7 protein-coding genes, 14 tRNA genes and 3 rRNA genes are annotated in these 14,978 nt (G+C 49.6%); 3 read left to right on the top strand and 21 right to left on the bottom strand.

Annotation, left to right across the window (positions count from 1 at the left end; translation table 11 throughout):
• The first annotated feature begins 373 nt into the window (after positions 1-373).
• Both glgP and katA read left to right on the top strand, forming a co-directional pair.
• Positions 374-1,990 carry an alpha-glucan family phosphorylase gene (gene glgP, locus NST99_RS04130; RefSeq protein ID WP_341089871.1) on the top strand — a complete coding sequence of 539 codons (1,617 nt, stop codon included), beginning with the start codon at positions 374-376 and terminating at the stop codon, positions 1,988-1,990.
• Between the two features lie 356 nt (positions 1,991-2,346).
• A complete protein-coding gene (gene katA / locus NST99_RS04125) occupies positions 2,347-3,804 on the top strand; it encodes a catalase KatA (RefSeq protein ID WP_341089870.1) in 1,458 nt (485 codons plus the stop codon).
• Positions 3,805-3,898: 94 nt separating this feature from the next.
• Here the strand turns inward: katA and NST99_RS04120 are convergent, their stop codons facing one another.
• From NST99_RS04120 to NST99_RS04025, 20 genes are all read right to left on the bottom strand, one after another.
• Positions 3,899-4,852, bottom strand: a complete 954-nt coding sequence (locus NST99_RS04120) for a helix-turn-helix transcriptional regulator (RefSeq protein ID WP_341089869.1) — start codon at positions 4,850-4,852, stop codon at positions 3,899-3,901.
• A 372-nt stretch (positions 4,853-5,224) separates the two neighbouring features.
• Positions 5,225-5,295: transfer RNA gene (locus NST99_RS04115), tRNA-Gly, on the bottom strand.
• A gap of 12 nt (positions 5,296-5,307) precedes the next feature.
• A tRNA-Pro gene (locus NST99_RS04110) sits at positions 5,308-5,381 on the bottom strand.
• A gap of 13 nt (positions 5,382-5,394) precedes the next feature.
• Positions 5,395-5,471: transfer RNA gene (locus NST99_RS04105), tRNA-Arg, on the bottom strand.
• 10 nt (positions 5,472-5,481) lie between these two features.
• A tRNA-Gly gene (locus tag NST99_RS04100) sits at positions 5,482-5,556 on the bottom strand.
• 7 nt (positions 5,557-5,563) lie between these two features.
• Positions 5,564-5,647, bottom strand: a tRNA-Leu gene (locus tag NST99_RS04095).
• A gap of 14 nt (positions 5,648-5,661) precedes the next feature.
• Positions 5,662-5,737, bottom strand: a tRNA-Lys gene (locus NST99_RS04090).
• A gap of 9 nt (positions 5,738-5,746) precedes the next feature.
• Positions 5,747-5,821, bottom strand: a tRNA-Gln gene (locus NST99_RS04085).
• A gap of 111 nt (positions 5,822-5,932) precedes the next feature.
• A tRNA-Asp gene (locus tag NST99_RS04080) sits at positions 5,933-6,010 on the bottom strand.
• Between the two features lie 4 nt (positions 6,011-6,014).
• Positions 6,015-6,091, bottom strand: a tRNA-Met gene (locus NST99_RS04075).
• An 81-nt stretch (positions 6,092-6,172) separates the two neighbouring features.
• Positions 6,173-6,248: transfer RNA gene (locus NST99_RS04070), tRNA-Val, on the bottom strand.
• A 6-nt stretch (positions 6,249-6,254) separates the two neighbouring features.
• A tRNA-Glu gene (locus NST99_RS04065) sits at positions 6,255-6,326 on the bottom strand.
• A gap of 18 nt (positions 6,327-6,344) precedes the next feature.
• A tRNA-Ser gene (locus NST99_RS04060) sits at positions 6,345-6,437 on the bottom strand.
• Positions 6,438-6,440: 3 nt separating this feature from the next.
• Positions 6,441-6,516: transfer RNA gene (locus tag NST99_RS04055), tRNA-Asn, on the bottom strand.
• Between the two features lie 3 nt (positions 6,517-6,519).
• A tRNA-Ile gene (locus tag NST99_RS04050) sits at positions 6,520-6,596 on the bottom strand.
• Between the two features lie 57 nt (positions 6,597-6,653).
• Positions 6,654-6,770, bottom strand: a 5S ribosomal RNA gene (gene rrf, locus NST99_RS04045).
• Positions 6,771-6,847: 77 nt separating this feature from the next.
• Positions 6,848-9,775: ribosomal RNA gene (locus NST99_RS04040) — 23S ribosomal RNA — on the bottom strand.
• A gap of 227 nt (positions 9,776-10,002) precedes the next feature.
• Positions 10,003-11,558, bottom strand: a 16S ribosomal RNA gene (locus tag NST99_RS04035).
• The 16S, 23S and 5S rRNA genes sit together here with 14 tRNA genes alongside, the layout of an rRNA operon.
• 353 nt (positions 11,559-11,911) lie before the next feature.
• Positions 11,912-13,120: an Acg family FMN-binding oxidoreductase gene (locus NST99_RS04030; protein WP_341089868.1), complete on the bottom strand. Its 1,209-nt coding sequence runs from the start codon at positions 13,118-13,120 to the stop codon at positions 11,912-11,914.
• 13 nt (positions 13,121-13,133) lie between these two features.
• Positions 13,134-13,781, bottom strand: a complete 648-nt coding sequence (locus NST99_RS04025; protein WP_341089867.1) for a TetR/AcrR family transcriptional regulator — start codon at positions 13,779-13,781, stop codon at positions 13,134-13,136.
• Between the two features lie 271 nt (positions 13,782-14,052).
• Here NST99_RS04025 and NST99_RS04020 point away from each other — a divergent pair, with 271 nt between their 5' ends.
• Positions 14,053-14,178: a DUF4023 family protein gene (locus NST99_RS04020; protein WP_341089863.1), complete on the top strand. Its 126-nt coding sequence runs from the start codon at positions 14,053-14,055 to the stop codon at positions 14,176-14,178.
• Between the two features lie 92 nt (positions 14,179-14,270).
• Here NST99_RS04020 and NST99_RS04015 read toward each other — a convergent pair whose 3' ends face one another.
• Positions 14,271-14,966: a hypothetical protein gene (locus NST99_RS04015; RefSeq protein ID WP_341089861.1), complete on the bottom strand. Its 696-nt coding sequence runs from the start codon at positions 14,964-14,966 to the stop codon at positions 14,271-14,273.
• Between the last annotated feature and the right edge of the window lie 12 nt (positions 14,967-14,978).

Here is a 14,978-nt window from a genome sequence, read left to right as displayed (position 1 = left end):
GCCGCTGCGGCCATAATTTGTCCGCTTTCGGTATAGAACCTGAATATCCTTACGGCCGGAACCATGCTAAACTGTCACTCTTACATCCATATAGCCCGCTTCAGCAGCATAATCACTTCAAAGGGGATATTGTCCCTTCCTTATCTTATGGCCTGAAGCCCTCTTTATCAAACTTTTCTGTTTAGTATTTTCATGAATCCTTATGTTTGTTCTTCACAAAAACTTCGTTATGCTTTTTGACTGCAAGTGTGCTAGAATAGATGTGCAATCGCTTCCAGGGAAGACTACATCATTTTGAGCAAACGTTTGCACCTTAGATTGAGCCTACAGCAATACCAGATTATAATCTAATTCGTATTAGGAGGCTTATCAAGTGAACGAGAACCAATTACCGTCAGTTGCTTATTTCAGCATGGAGTATGGCCTGCATTCCGATTTCAAAATGTACGCCGGAGGCCTGGGCATCCTGGCCGGAGATTACATCAAGGGCGCGAAGGATATCAACGCTCCTATCATTCCAATCGGACTGAAGTGGAAGCAAGGGTACACGGATCAAAAGATTGATGCCCACGGCAATCCGTATGACTCCTATCACAACTATGTTTATGATTTCCTTGAAGATACAGGGGTTAAAGTAACGGTTAAAGTAAGAAAAATCGATGTTGTCTGTAAAGTGTGGAAGACTGAGCAGTTTGGCAACAGTCCGCTGTACCTGCTGGACACGGATATTCCCGAGAACAGCGATGCCTGGATTACAGGCCAACTGTACGGCTGGTTCGGCGAAGAGCGGATCGCTCAGGAAATCGTTCTTGGGATTGGCGGCGTTAAAGCGATGCGTGCACTGCAAATTCCAATTGATGTCTATCACTTCAATGAAGGACATGCGGCACTGGCCGCCATCGAGCTGATCCGTGAAAAAATGTCCGGCGGCAGTACCTTTGAGGAAGCCTGGAAAGCTACCCGTGAAGAGGTTGTGTTCACTACCCATACACCCATCAAGGAAGGCAATGAAACGCATCCGCTCGACCGCCTCGAGTATATGGGCGCATTCAATGGCTTAACCCGCGATCAAATGGAACGCATCGGTGGAGATCCTTTCAATATGACCGTAGCCGGTCTGCGGTTGTCGCGCATTTCTAATGCAGTGGCCCAGCTTCACGCTGATACTGCGAACAAAATGTGGAAGGAAGTTGCCGGCAGATCAGAGATCATCGGCATTACCAATGCCATTCATACCCCTACCTGGGTGGACGAACGGATTACCCGCACCTTTGAGGAGAACGGCGATCTTTGGGCCACGCATAAAGAAATTAAAAATGAGCTGGTCGGGTTCATTGAAGAACGCTCCGGCATCGCCCTGAATGCGGACAATCTGCTCATCGGCTTCTCCCGCCGCGCCGCTCCTTACAAACGCAGCGACCTGATTTTCTCCCAGCCGGAAGTCATTGAGCCTTACCTGAAGGACGGCAAAATCCAAATCGTCTTCTCCGGCAAAGCCCATCCGTTGGATGACAATGGCAAAAAAATTGTCAGCAATCTCGTGGCGATGATGAAAAAATATCCGAAAAGTGTCGTTTTCCTGGAAAACTACGATATGACCATTGGGGCACAGCTGACCCGCGGCTCCGACATCTGGCTCAACAATCCGCGCAGACCGCTGGAAGCCAGCGGCACCTCCGGGATGAAAGCGGCTATGAACGGAGTCCTCAACTGCTCGATTCTGGATGGCTGGTGGCCGGAAGCCTGCATCGACGGCGAGAACGGCTGGCAGATTGGCGACGGCTTCGAGACCACCGATTTCGAAGTGCTCGACAAGCATGACAGCGACGCGCTTTACGACACCCTCTTGAACCGCGTACTCCCTACCTTCTATGACAACCGGGAGAAATGGGTACAAATGATGCGCAAGAGCATCGAGACCACCCGTGTTGAATTCGCGAGCAAACGTATGCTGGATGAATATTACAGCAGAATGTATATCAAAGACTAAGCAGCGTATTTTTTAGCGTCAGTTTTTAGTTATACTACTGCTCTGACACTTTAGCCTATCCTGCCTTTTCCCCTGCTCCCGTCCGCTGCTGCGGATGGGAGTTATTTGCAATTAGATTCCCCTTACTTTTCAACGACATTCATAAATATCCTTTACTACACCCTTGTTAACTTAGGGACTACAACTCAAGCTTCTTTCATCGGACGTGCCTCCTTTCCCATTATCATGATTCCACCTAATTCCGCATATTGTTAATTAAAATTATTATAAAAAAGAATTGCTTTTCCCGTTTTATTTGTTATTATAGAACTTATACTAAATCTAATATCAAATCCTATTACGAGGTGATTGTATTCATGAGTCAGAGCAATAACAAACTTACAACAAGCTGGGGTGCCCCTGTCGGAGACAACCAGAACTCAATGACCGCAGGCTCCCGTGGACCTACCTTACTGCAGGATGTTCATCTGCTGGAGAAATTGGCCCACTTTAACAGGGAGCGTGTTCCTGAACGTGTTGTCCACGCCAAAGGAGCCGGTGCTCATGGATATTTTGAAGTCACTCAGGATTTGTCACAATATACCAAGGCAGCATTCCTGTCCGAAGTCGGCAAACGCACGCCAATGTTCATTCGCTTTTCCACCGTTGCCGGAGAGTTGGGCTCTTCCGATACGGTCCGTGATCCACGCGGGTTTGCAGTAAAGTTCTACACGGAAGAGGGGAATTATGATCTCGTCGGCAACAATACACCGGTCTTCTTCATTCGCGATGCGATCAAATTCCCGGATTTCATCCATACCCAGAAACGTCACCCGCAGACTCATTTGAAGAATCCGAATGCTGTTTGGGATTTCTGGTCTCTATCTCCTGAATCCCTGCATCAGGTAACCATTCTTATGTCCGACCGCGGCATCCCGGCTACACTCCGTCATATGCACGGGTTCGGCAGCCACACCTTCAAATGGGTGAATGCCGAAGGCAAGGCTGTCTGGGTGAAATACCATTTCAAAACTGAACAGGGCGTAAGAAATCTTGATGTAAATCTGGCAGCACAAATTGCCGGGGAGAACCCGGATTATCATACAGAGGATTTGTTTAACGCAATTGATAAAGGAGATTTCCCGGCATGGAAACTGCATGTGCAGATTATGCCTGTAGAGGATGCCGACACGTACCGTTTCGACCCATTCGATGTGACCAAGGTATGGTCGCAGAAGGATTATCCATTAATTGAGGTTGGCCGTATGGTCCTGGACCGCAATCCGGAGAATTATTTCGCAGAAGTAGAGCAGGCTACCTTCTCTCCGGGTTCTTTTGTTCCAGGCATTGAAGCATCCCCCGACAAAATGCTGCAAGGCCGCCTATTCGCCTATGCCGATGCCCACCGCTACCGGGTAGGTGCGAATCATAACCAGTTGCCGATTAACCGGCCTATTGCCGAGGTCAACAACAATCAGCGTGACGGTGCAATGAACTCCGGCAGCAACGGCGGCAGTTCTGTCTATTACGAGCCTAATAGCTTCGGCGGAGCAACGGAATCTCCGCAGCATAAACCAGCGCCATACAATGTTTCCGGTCAGGCAGACAGTGTCCCTTATGATCACGATGATCATTATACACAAGCCGGCGACCTCTACCGGCTGCTGAGCGAAGAGGAACGTGCGCGTCTTGTCCGCAATATTGTCGGTGCCATGACTCCTGTCGAGTTCGACGAAATCAAAATCCGCCAGATCGGCCACTTTTACAAAGCCGATCCTGAATTCGGTCAGCGCATCGCCGAAGGTCTGGGCTTTCCTGTACCTCTAGCTGAATAAAATCATATGCAAAACCCCGGACCTTGAGGTTCGGGGTTTCTTGCTGCCCTAAAAATGACGGTGTTTAGATCAGGAACAAGAGGATACTGTACTCCTATTCCCTATAAATACTCATCCAATGCTCCAGCCGGTGCTTTAGCTCCACTCTGGCCGAAGTCGGCTCCAGGATTTCCGCATTTGGCCCGTATTGCAATATCCACTTCATGAACTCTTTTTCATTGTTCACAGTCACTTCGAACAGCAGACTGCCATCCGGCTCATCGCTCATCCGCGGATGAACGAACAGTTCCTCTTCCTTTATATAACGCGCAATCTCCGGCTGGAACCGCACCTTGAACTTTATGTTTTTATTGCCGCGGTCGATGGACCAGGTATTTTTCAAATATTTCTTAATATTGAAGTTCCCCTTGTCGAAGCTCGCCTCCATTACCTCCACGTCCAGAAAACGGCTGATTCTGAAGGTTCGGATGGCCTTTTTAAGGTGGCAATACCCAATGAGGTAAAAGCGCTGATCCCGCGGAATCAAATAATAGGGATCGATCTCACGTTCCGTTGTCGCATCGCGCGACTGCGAGTGATATACAGCTCGGATCCGGCGCTGCTCCAGAATCGCCCCGATAATCGGCTGTAGAAAATTCCGGCTTTCTTTACGATAGGCGGGTGTGCCCATCTGAATGATGTCGGCAATGTTCTCCAGAATCCCATTCTGCCTGGATTTCTCCTTCATATGTGTACCCATTACTTTGTCATAAGCTGTATGGAAACCCGGAGGGATTTTGTCCTCATTGAGTACAGAAGGTAAAAGAGAGAATGCCAACGCTTCCTGCTCGGAAAAATCAAGCGGATAGAGAAAGAACTTGCCAAGAAACTTATAGCCGGTGCCTCTACCCTCATTCGTAACGGGCGCAAAATGGCTGATGATCTCAAGATCCCTGTAGATCGTTCTAACGTTCACATCACATCTGAAAGCCAAATCTGTCGCCGTAATACCAGGATTAGATTGAATCGCATTAATAATTCTGAAGATTCGAATTACTTTATCTGTCATTTGAGCTGCTCCTTAATACTTCCTGATCATTGAAGCCCGATATCGTAAATCTAATATACCAGCTTCACAGACCCGTTGGCTGTCACGAAACACACTTTCCGGCAAACAAAAAAACACGAAGGAACTATCTCCCAACGTGTTCGTCAAGCTACTATTAATTAGTTTGCTTTCCCTTTGCGATTAGCTATTGATCAAATGTATTCTCAACTCTTTCAGATAAAGTAAAGTAAGCAGTCCAGATTAGATTTTTTATTGGGTAATGTCCCACTCTAACTTTAATTTCACTAGACTGTAGCTGCTGCATGACTCTTGAGCACAAAGTACAAAAAAAAGCCTTGCATATCACAGGCTTCTTTTGTGGATTATTCTTTAAGCGGGTGATGGGAATCGAACCCACGCTATCAGCTTGGAAGGCTGAAGTTCTACCATTGAACTACACCCGCATAGGTGTACAATCGGGATGACACGATTTGAACATGCGACCCCCTGGTCCCAAACCAGGTGCTCTACCAAGCTGAGCTACATCCCGTTAATATTAAAAATGGCGCGCCCTGAGAGATTCGAACTCCCGGCCTTTTGATTCGTAGTCAAACGCTCTATCCAGCTGAGCTAAGGGCGCAAAATCTATATGGAGCGGACGACGGGAATCGAACCCGCGACCCTCGCCTTGGCAAGGCGATGCTCTACCGCTGAGCCACGTCCGCAAAAACATGGTGCGCGTGAAGGGACTTGAACCCCCACGTCGTAAAACGCCAGATCCTAAGTCTGGTGCGTCTGCCATTCCGCCACACGCGCACACTTTAAAGAAATGGTGAGCCATGAAGGACTCGAACCTTCGACACCCTGATTAAAAGTCAGGTGCTCTACCAACTGAGCTAATGGCTCTCGTGAAAATGGCTGGGGATATAGGATTTGAACCTATGCATGACGGAGTCAAAGTCCGTTGCCTTACCGCTTGGCTAATCCCCAATATTTATAATTAGCTAAAACACGGAACAGGGCGGATACTCTGCACTTCGTTGCGAGATTGCAAAGTAATTCTTGCGAAGCATATACTTCTGATCCCTGATGCCATACTAATGGCGGAACCGACGGGATTCGAACCCGCGATCTCCTGCGTGACAGGCAGGCATGTTAGGCCAACTACACCACGGTTCCAAATTGGTTGCGGGGGCAGGATTTGAACCTGCGGCCTTCGGGTTATGAGCCCGACGAGCTACCGGGCTGCTCCACCCCGCGTCAGTAAAAGTTATTGTTCCCTTGCGGCCCCAGAAAAACACCTGGAATCCATGCGAAGCTACAGCTTCTAAGGAAATGTTATGGTGGAGGCTGAGGGGATCGAACCCCCGACCCTCTGCTTGTAAGGCAGATGCTCTCCCAGCTGAGCTAAGCCTCCATGATATGACCCGTATGGGATTCGAACCCATGTTACCTCCGTGAAAGGGAGGTGTCTTAACCCCTTGACCAACGGGCCATGCTTGTTGAAAATTTGTGGCGGAGAGAGAGGGATTCGAACCCTCGAGACGCTTGTGGCGCCTACACGATTTCCAATCGTGCTCCTTCGGCCAAACTCGGACACCTCTCCATATGGCTCCCCGAACAGGACTCGAACCTGTGACAACTCGATTAACAGTCGAGTGCTCTACCAACTGAGCTATCAGGGAAAATGGTGGGCCTTAGTGGACTCGAACCACCGACCTCACCCTTATCAGGGGTGCGCTCTAACCAGCTGAGCTAAAGGCCCTTCTACCGTATATAAATATTAAGGGCAAAAAAAATACCACAGTGTGTGTGGTTGTCCGCTTGGCGGCGTCCTACTCTCCCAGGACCCTTCGGTCCAAGTACCATCGGCGCTGGAGGGCTTAACGGTCGTGTTCGGGATGGGTACGCGTGGAACCCCTCCGCTATCGCCACCAAACGGGCATTTACAGCGTAAATGCTTCAGGAACCTTGATTCCTGAAAACTGAATCCGAAACGAATCTGCGTCTTACTTGTTGGATAAGCCCTCGACCGATTAGTATTGGTCAGCTCCATGCATTGCTGCACTTCCACCTCCAACCTATCTACCTCGTCGTCTTCAAGGGGTCTTACTAATTGGGAAATCTCATCTTGAGGGGGGCTTCACGCTTAGATGCTTTCAGCGCTTATCCCGTCCGTACGTAGCTACTCAGCCATGCTCCTGGCGGAACAACTGATGCACCAGCGGTACGTCCATCCCGGTCCTCTCGTACTAAGGACAGCTCCTCTCAAATTTCCTGCGCCCACGACAGATAGGGACCGAACTGTCTCACGACGTTCTGAACCCAGCTCGCGTACCGCTTTAATGGGCGAACAGCCCAACCCTTGGGACCTACTTCAGCCCCAGGATGCGATGAGCCGACATCGAGGTGCCAAACCTCCCCGTCGATGTGGACTCTTGGGGGAGATAAGCCTGTTATCCCCAGGGTAGCTTTTATCCGTTGAGCGATGGCCCTTCCATGCGGTACCACCGGATCACTAAGTCCGACTTTCGTCCCTGCTCGACTTGTAGGTCTCGCAGTCAAGCTCCCTTATGCCTTTGCACTCTTCGAATGATTTCCAACCATTCTGAGGGAACCTTTGAACGCCTCCGTTACTCTTTAGGAGGCGACCGCCCCAGTCAAACTGCCCGCCTGACACGGTCCCCGTACCCGATTAGGGCACCAGGTTAGAACCTAGATACGATCAGGGTGGTATCCCAACGGCGCCTCCGCAGAAGCTTGCGCTCCTGCCTCTACGGCTCCCACCTATCCTGTACAGATCGTACCCAAATTCAATATCAAGCTGCAGTAAAGCTCCATGGGGTCTTTCCGTCTTGTCGCGGGTAACCTGCATCTTCACAGGTATTAAAATTTCACCGGATCTCTCGTTGAGACAGCGCCCAAGTCGTTACGCCATTCGTGCGGGTCAGAATTTACCTGACAAGGAATTTCGCTACCTTAGGACCGTTATAGTTACGGCCGCCGTTTACTGGGGCTTCGGTTCACAGCTTCGGATTACTCCTAACCGCTCCCCTTAACCTTCCAGCACCGGGCAGGCGTCAGCCCGTATACTTCGCCTTGCGGCTTCGCACAGACCTGTGTTTTTGCTAAACAGTCGCTTGGGCCTTTTCACTGCGGCCCCCTCGGGCTATTCACCCTACCGAGGCACCCCTTCTCCCGAAGTTACGGGGTCATTTTGCCGAGTTCCTTAACGAGAGTTCTTCCGCGCGCCTTAGAATTCTCTTCTCGCCTACCTGTGTCGGTTTGCGGTACGGGCACCTTCTCCTGGCTAGAGGCTTTTCTTGGCAGTGTGAGATCATGACCTTCGCTACTATAATTTTCGCTCCCCATCACAGCCCAGCCTTAACGGTGTGCGGATTTGCCTACACACCAGCCTCACTGCTTAGACGGACATCCATCAGTCCGCGTCACTACCCTCCTGCGTCACCCCATCGCTCATAGCGGATTACGGTGGTACAGTAATTTCAAACTGTTGTCCTTCGACTACGCCTTTCGGCCTCGCCTTAGGTCCCGACTTACCCTGAGCGGACGAGCCTTCCTCAGGAAACCTTGGGCTTTCGGCGGATCAGATTCTCACTGATCTTTTCGTTACTCATACCGGCATTCTCACTTGTATGCTGTCCAGCGCTCCTTACGGTACACCTTCAACCCACATACAACGCTCCCCTACCCCAGATGCAAAGCATCTAGCCATAGCTTCGGTGGTGTGTTTAGCCCCGTTACATTTTCGGCGCAGAGTCACTCGACCAGTGAGCTATTACGCACTCTTTCAATGGTGGCTGCTTCTAAGCCAACATCCTGGTTGTCTGTGCAACTCCACATCCTTTCCCACTTAACACACACTTGGGGACCTTAGCTGATGGTCTGGGCTGTTTCCCTTTTGACAATGGATCTTAGCACTCACTGTCTGACTCCCGGCAAGAAGTTAATGGCATTCGGAGTTTGACTGAGCTTGGTAACCCTTGCGGGCCCCGCACCCAATCAGTGCTCTACCTCCACCACTCCATTCACCGAGGCTAGCCCTAAAGCTATTTCGGGGAGAACCAGCTATCTCCGAGTTCGATTGGAATTTCTCCGCTACCCCCACCTCATCCCCGCATTTTTCAACATACGTGGGTTCGGGCCTCCAGTGCGTGTTACCGCACCTTCACCCTGGACAGGGGTAGATCACACGGTTTCGGGTCTACGTCCACATACTTAAGTCGCCCTATTCAGACTCGCTTTCGCTGCGGCTCCGGCTTCTCACCTTAACCTTGCATGTTAAACGTAACTCGCCGGTTCATTCTACAAAAGGCACGCCATCACCCCTAGATCGGGCTCTGACTTTTTGTAAGCACACGGTTTCAGGTTCTATTTCACTCCCCTTCCGGGGTGCTTTTCACCTTTCCCTCACGGTACTGTTTCACTATCGGTCGCCAGGTAGTATTTAGCCTTAGCAGATGGTCCTGCTGGATTCATACGGGGTTTCACGTGCCCCGCACTACTCGGGATCCGTCTCGGAGAGAACACAGTTTAGGCTACAGGGCTTTTACCTCTATCGCGGGCCTTTCCAGACCTCTTCGCCTACCATATTCCTTTGTAACTCCATGTGAGACGTCCCACAACCCCAAGGGGCAAGCCCCTTGGTTTAGGCTGTTCCGCGTTCGCTCGCCGCTACTGACGGAATCACTATTGTTTTCTCTTCCTCAGGGTACTTAGATGTTTCAGTTCCCCTGGTCTGCCTCTATCTCTCCTATGTATTCAGAGAGAAGTAACTGCGAATTACCACAGCTGGGTTTCCCCATTCGGACACCCCCGGATCAAAGCTTGCTTACAGCTCCCCGAGGCAGTTTCGTTGTTCGCCACGTCCTTCGTCGGCTCCTGGCGCCTAGGCATCCTCCGTGTGCTCTTATTAGCTTAACCAATGCGTTTTCCGTTAGGAAAATCGCTAGCATCGCTATAATTAAAACTTGTTTACACAAGTTTCAGCTAAAAGATGTTCTAAAACGCAAATTCGTTTCGGTATCCAGTTTTCAAGGATCAAGGTACTTCCTGAGAGCTTAAACTCTCAAAACTGACCAACGAGTGAGTGTTTTGGAAGCTAAGCTTCCGATTTGAATGTTTCCGTTGCAGGAAACGATTCTCCATAGAAAGGAGGTGATCCAGCCGCACCTTCCGATACGGCTACCTTGTTACGACTTCACCCCAATCATCTACCCCACCTTCGGCGGCTGGCTCCCTTGCGGGTTACCCCACCGACTTCGGGTGTTGTAAACTCTCGTGGTGTGACGGGCGGTGTGTACAAGACCCGGGAACGTATTCACCGCGGCATGCTGATCCGCGATTACTAGCAATTCCGACTTCATGCAGGCGAGTTGCAGCCTGCAATCCGAACTGAGACCGGCTTTGCTGGGATTGGCTCCACCTCGCGGCTTCGCTTCCCGTTGTACCGGCCATTGTAGTACGTGTGTAGCCCAGGTCATAAGGGGCATGATGATTTGACGTCATCCCCACCTTCCTCCGGTTTGTCACCGGCAGTCACTCTAGAGTGCCCAGCCTTACCTGCTGGCAACTAAAGTCAAGGGTTGCGCTCGTTGCGGGACTTAACCCAACATCTCACGACACGAGCTGACGACAACCATGCACCACCTGTCTCCTCTGTCCCGAAGGCCGCCACTATCTCTAGTGGATTCAGAGGGATGTCAAGACCTGGTAAGGTTCTTCGCGTTGCTTCGAATTAAACCACATACTCCACTGCTTGTGCGGGTCCCCGTCAATTCCTTTGAGTTTCAGTCTTGCGACCGTACTCCCCAGGCGGAGTGCTTACTGTGTTAACTTCGGCACCAAGGGTATCGAAACCCCTAACACCTAGCACTCATCGTTTACGGCGTGGACTACCAGGGTATCTAATCCTGTTTGCTCCCCACGCTTTCGCGCCTCAGCGTCAGTTACAGCCCAGAAAGTCGCCTTCGCCACTGGTGTTCCTCCACATATCTACGCATTTCACCGCTACACGTGGAATTCCACTTTCCTCTTCTGTACTCAAGCCACCCAGTTTCCAGTGCGACCTCAGGTTGAGCCCAAGGTTTAAACACCAGACTTAAATAGCCGCCTGCGCGCGCTTTACGCCCAATAATTCCGGACAACGCTTGCCCCCTACGTATTACCGCGGCTGCTGGCACGTAGTTAGCCGGGGCTTTCTTCTCAGGTACCGTCACTCCGGTAGCAGTTACTCTACCGGACGTTCTTCCCTGGCAACAGAGCTTTACGATCCGAAAACCTTCATCACTCACGCGGCGTTGCTCCGTCAGGCTTTCGCCCATTGCGGAAGATTCCCTACTGCTGCCTCCCGTAGGAGTCTGGGCCGTGTCTCAGTCCCAGTGTGGCCGTTCACCCTCTCAGGTCGGCTACGCATCGTCGCCTTGGTGAGCCGTTACCCCACCAACTAGCTAATGCGCCGCAGGCCCATCTCCTTGTAGCAGATTGCTCCGCCTTTCATCCTTCGTCCATGTGAACAAAGGAATTATCCGGTATTAGCTACCGTTTCCGGTAGTTATCCCAGTCAAAGAGGTAGGTTGCCTACGTGTTACTCACCCGTCCGCCGCTAAGTTATTCCAGAGCAAGCTCCTTCATAACTCCGCTCGACTTGCATGTATTAGGCACGCCGCCAGCGTTCGTCCTGAGCCAGGATCAAACTCTCCAAATTGGTATTTAGAAAGAGCGATTGCTCAATTTGAAACATCTGACGAGAATTTACATTCTCACGATGAAATTTCTAAAGCGTATAAATACGCTGTGAAACTCATCAGTTTCGGATCTCACTTGCGTGATTTCCATACTCACTCGTTGTTCAGTTTTCAAAGATCAAGCTCGTTGTCAGTGTCGATTATCTCGTCACCAGCAACTCTTATAATATATCACATCCAGCCGATCAATGCAAGCTCTTTTTTTTAACTTCTTTTCCGAGCCAGGCGTTGATGTTTCGTGGCCAGAAATAGAATATATCATGTATTTCAGAACATTGCAACACTTTATTTATATTCCCCCTTTTCAGCTTTATTATTCTGAAGACTCGCTGATTAGCAATTCGTGTACATCTCTTCTCAAGCTTAAAGGCGCTATTTTTACTGGAATACCGATACGCATGAGCATTTGAATAGTCTCTCCATCTGCTGCATAACTGCGGTGAATACCGCTATATAGCCTGCTCATTTCAGGATATTCCTCCAACACCTGGCTTAAAGGCTGTATGGCAAGCCCCAAACGGTGAGCGGACAGCACCAGCCTGCTGTATAACATTCCGCTGCGGACCTGGCTCAAGCGGCTGTTGTCGGCAGAACGAATCATGGCAAAGGCAGGCGTGTTGTTTACGGAAGTTTCAGTCGATGTGATGAATTGCTTGGAAGCAGCCTCTCCCTTGTTCAGCGAAGGAAACAGTGTAACCAGACCTTGCAGCATATGACGCATAAGTCCATCCGTTCCCTGCCCCTCTACGGAGAAGCCATAACGATATTTATTCTTCTCTTTTTCATTAGATCGGAATATCCTTGCTGACTCTTCCATTACCGTATCGACGCCCGCCTCAACAATAGACGCTTCTGTTATGTATGTTGCAAGCCGCTTCTTATTATCCGGATCTTGAACAATTTTTAAGGAAATATCCTTATTCTCTTGAAGACCCTGCAGCTCATCCACCTGCTCGGCACGCAGTGCATCCGATCGGTAAGCCCCTCTGTTGGTGTCCGAAAGGAATAAATACTTGTAGAGCGGATGGCTCACAGAGTTCATTCGGGTGAGAGTGATGACCGCTACAGGTTTGGTACGCATACTCTGCACAAGTCTCTTCTCATCATAGTCACCTTCCGGAAACAGCTCAATCGCTGTCTCATAACCCAGTTCTTCTCCAGCAACCCTGACATATTCTAAAAAAGTCCCCTGCGAAACCATGAACTGCCGCGCATATGGATCAACTGCAGGCGATAAACGTTCACTATCCGCATACAGAGCAAACTTCAGCGGATTGCTGCTGTCCAATTTGATCTTCCAAGGCTGCATGTTGTGGCTGCTGGCAGCCAAAAGCCCATGCGCAGCCAATTGCACCCTCGGGTCCGTGATTGCAGCAGAATAGCTCGGCTTCCAAGGCTGCAGATACTTCTGCTCCCGGAAGACTCCACTAATAAACATTAATGAAGCAAAAGTTATGACAAGCAAAACGCCAATCGCTGAAAGAATGAGAATCACCCGACTTCTCCACCTTATCCCTGTCATGTTCTCTCCCCCTTTAGTTACGGATAGACTCAAGCATGAGAGTAAATGCTGCCGTAACCAGTTCATCCGATGTTGTAGAATGCATGTGGCGGATGTATTTTTCCTTCTTATGCGCAGTATTCAGCACACCAATTACACAAGACCAAAGTACGAGAGCTGTTTTTACCACATCCAGGTCCTTGCGGATCTCCCCCTCATCCATCCCCTGACGCAAAAGTCCAACCAAATATTCCGTCATTTCTTCACCCAGGGCATAACATTCATCCCTTGCCTCGTCCGTCACCCCACTCTCAAAATCGAGCTCTGCGGTCTCATATTCAATAATGGCCTTGAAGTATTCCGGATGCTGCCTGCTGAAGCTGTAAAAAACATCTCCCATTTGCCTCAGACTCTCTATAGCTGTAACTGCGCCTGCATTCTGGATTTTCTGCTTCAGCAAACCGATCATCAGCCTATAGCCCCGAATCATAATTTCAAAATAGATTTGCTCCTTGCTGTTGAAATACACGTATACGGTTCTTTTACTGAACTCAGCCGCTTTAGCCACATCGTCCATAGTCGCCTGATTGTATCCTTTGGTAAAAAAGACATGCTCCGCCGCTTCCAGGATGTCATTTCGGCGGATCTGTTTTTCCTTCTCCCTGCGTTGATCGATTCCCAATGGTTTTGCCGCCCCCATATTACACTATAGTGTTTCAAAGTAAACTATCAGTTTACTTTGCTCCATTTTAAATGTTTTGTCAACCATTGGATTGCTCCAGAAAAGACCGGCAGCATGTTGAACAGTCACTTACCGCTCAATGTGAATGATTTGATGCCTATATGGTTACAGTAACAAACAGCAGTTTGGTTAAGGCCTATGCTTCCGAAGCGAGTTATGTACGAAGTGGACCCGAGAATCGGATGCTTACAATACTTTTAGGAGGTTCAGCATGAATACTCATGAATTTGTGGAGAAGTTTCAAGAAAATCAGCGGAAGGCGGAGAAGAACAAACGCCGGGGGAAGGGGTCACCAGAAGCAGCGCTGCCAACTAAACAACATGGTACAAATAAATAGACAAGGGGATGTCTGCAGAGCCGGTGGCTTTGACAGACATCCTCTTTTTTGCCGAAGGCCTTTATGGACCTTAGATTCGAAGGACTGGTTGCTTACTTGCTCAATTTCGCCACGCTTACGGCTACATTCTCCAACTGTGCTTTACTTAACGATTTATCCGGGGAGCTGATGGTGACATAGCGGTCAGCTACTTTGAAGGTCATCATTGCAAGATCACTAGGCGTGTACCATTTGCCTTCCGTTCCGTTCGACAGCTTCACTGTAGTTCCATCATACGAATCAGAGTAATCGCGGGGAGAAATAACCACTCTCATATGTTTGAACAGGAAGTTTACCCCATCCCCGCTGCCGTCAACTTTCTGGAAAGTATCTCCGCTGGTCATTTTGAATGGAGCATAAGCAGTCTCAAAGCCCTGGAAGTTTGCGAATGCCTTGTTGATCTCCTGTTTTTGCTCAGCGCTGTATGGAACGGCGGCTAATGTAACAGCTGAGCTGTTATTGGTACCCAGGATCACCTGGTTGGATGAGGCGTCGAAGGCCACCGGCACCTTCAGCACATCCGCCATCGCACGTACAGGCAAGTAAGTCGTATTATTATAAGTAATAGGAGCCAGTGTTTTGCCATTACCGTCTACCGGCGTATAATCCGCTCCGTTTACTTGGAAGCCAATGCTATGGTTCAGATAGGCACTAATCTTTTGCAGATTTGTTCCTGCGTACACACCTGCCGAGCCCGTAACCGCCATACCGAATACCATCGTTGCTATGATCTTTTTTTTGCTTTTCATTGAATATCGTCT

The sequence above is a fragment of the Paenibacillus sp. FSL L8-0470 genome, assembly GCF_038008625.1.
In the GTDB taxonomy this organism is placed as follows: Bacteria; Bacillota; Bacilli; order Paenibacillales; family Paenibacillaceae; genus Paenibacillus_AQ.
Note: the sequence above shows the minus strand (reverse complement) of the source record. Positions and strands in the feature narration are given on the sequence as shown.

Coding starts and splice junctions, on each gene's coding strand:
- katA (WP_341089870.1), top strand. CDS start 2,347: ATGAGTCAGAGCAATAACAAACTTACAACAAGCTGGGGTGCCCCTGTC.
- NST99_RS04120 (WP_341089869.1), bottom strand. CDS start 4,852: ATGACAGATAAAGTAATTCGAATCTTCAGAATTATTAATGCGATTCAA.
- NST99_RS04030 (WP_341089868.1), bottom strand. CDS start 13,120: ATGACAGGGATAAGGTGGAGAAGTCGGGTGATTCTCATTCTTTCAGCG.
- NST99_RS04020 (WP_341089863.1), top strand. CDS start 14,053: ATGAATACTCATGAATTTGTGGAGAAGTTTCAAGAAAATCAGCGGAAG.
- NST99_RS04015 (WP_341089861.1), bottom strand. CDS start 14,966: ATGAAAAGCAAAAAAAAGATCATAGCAACGATGGTATTCGGTATGGCG.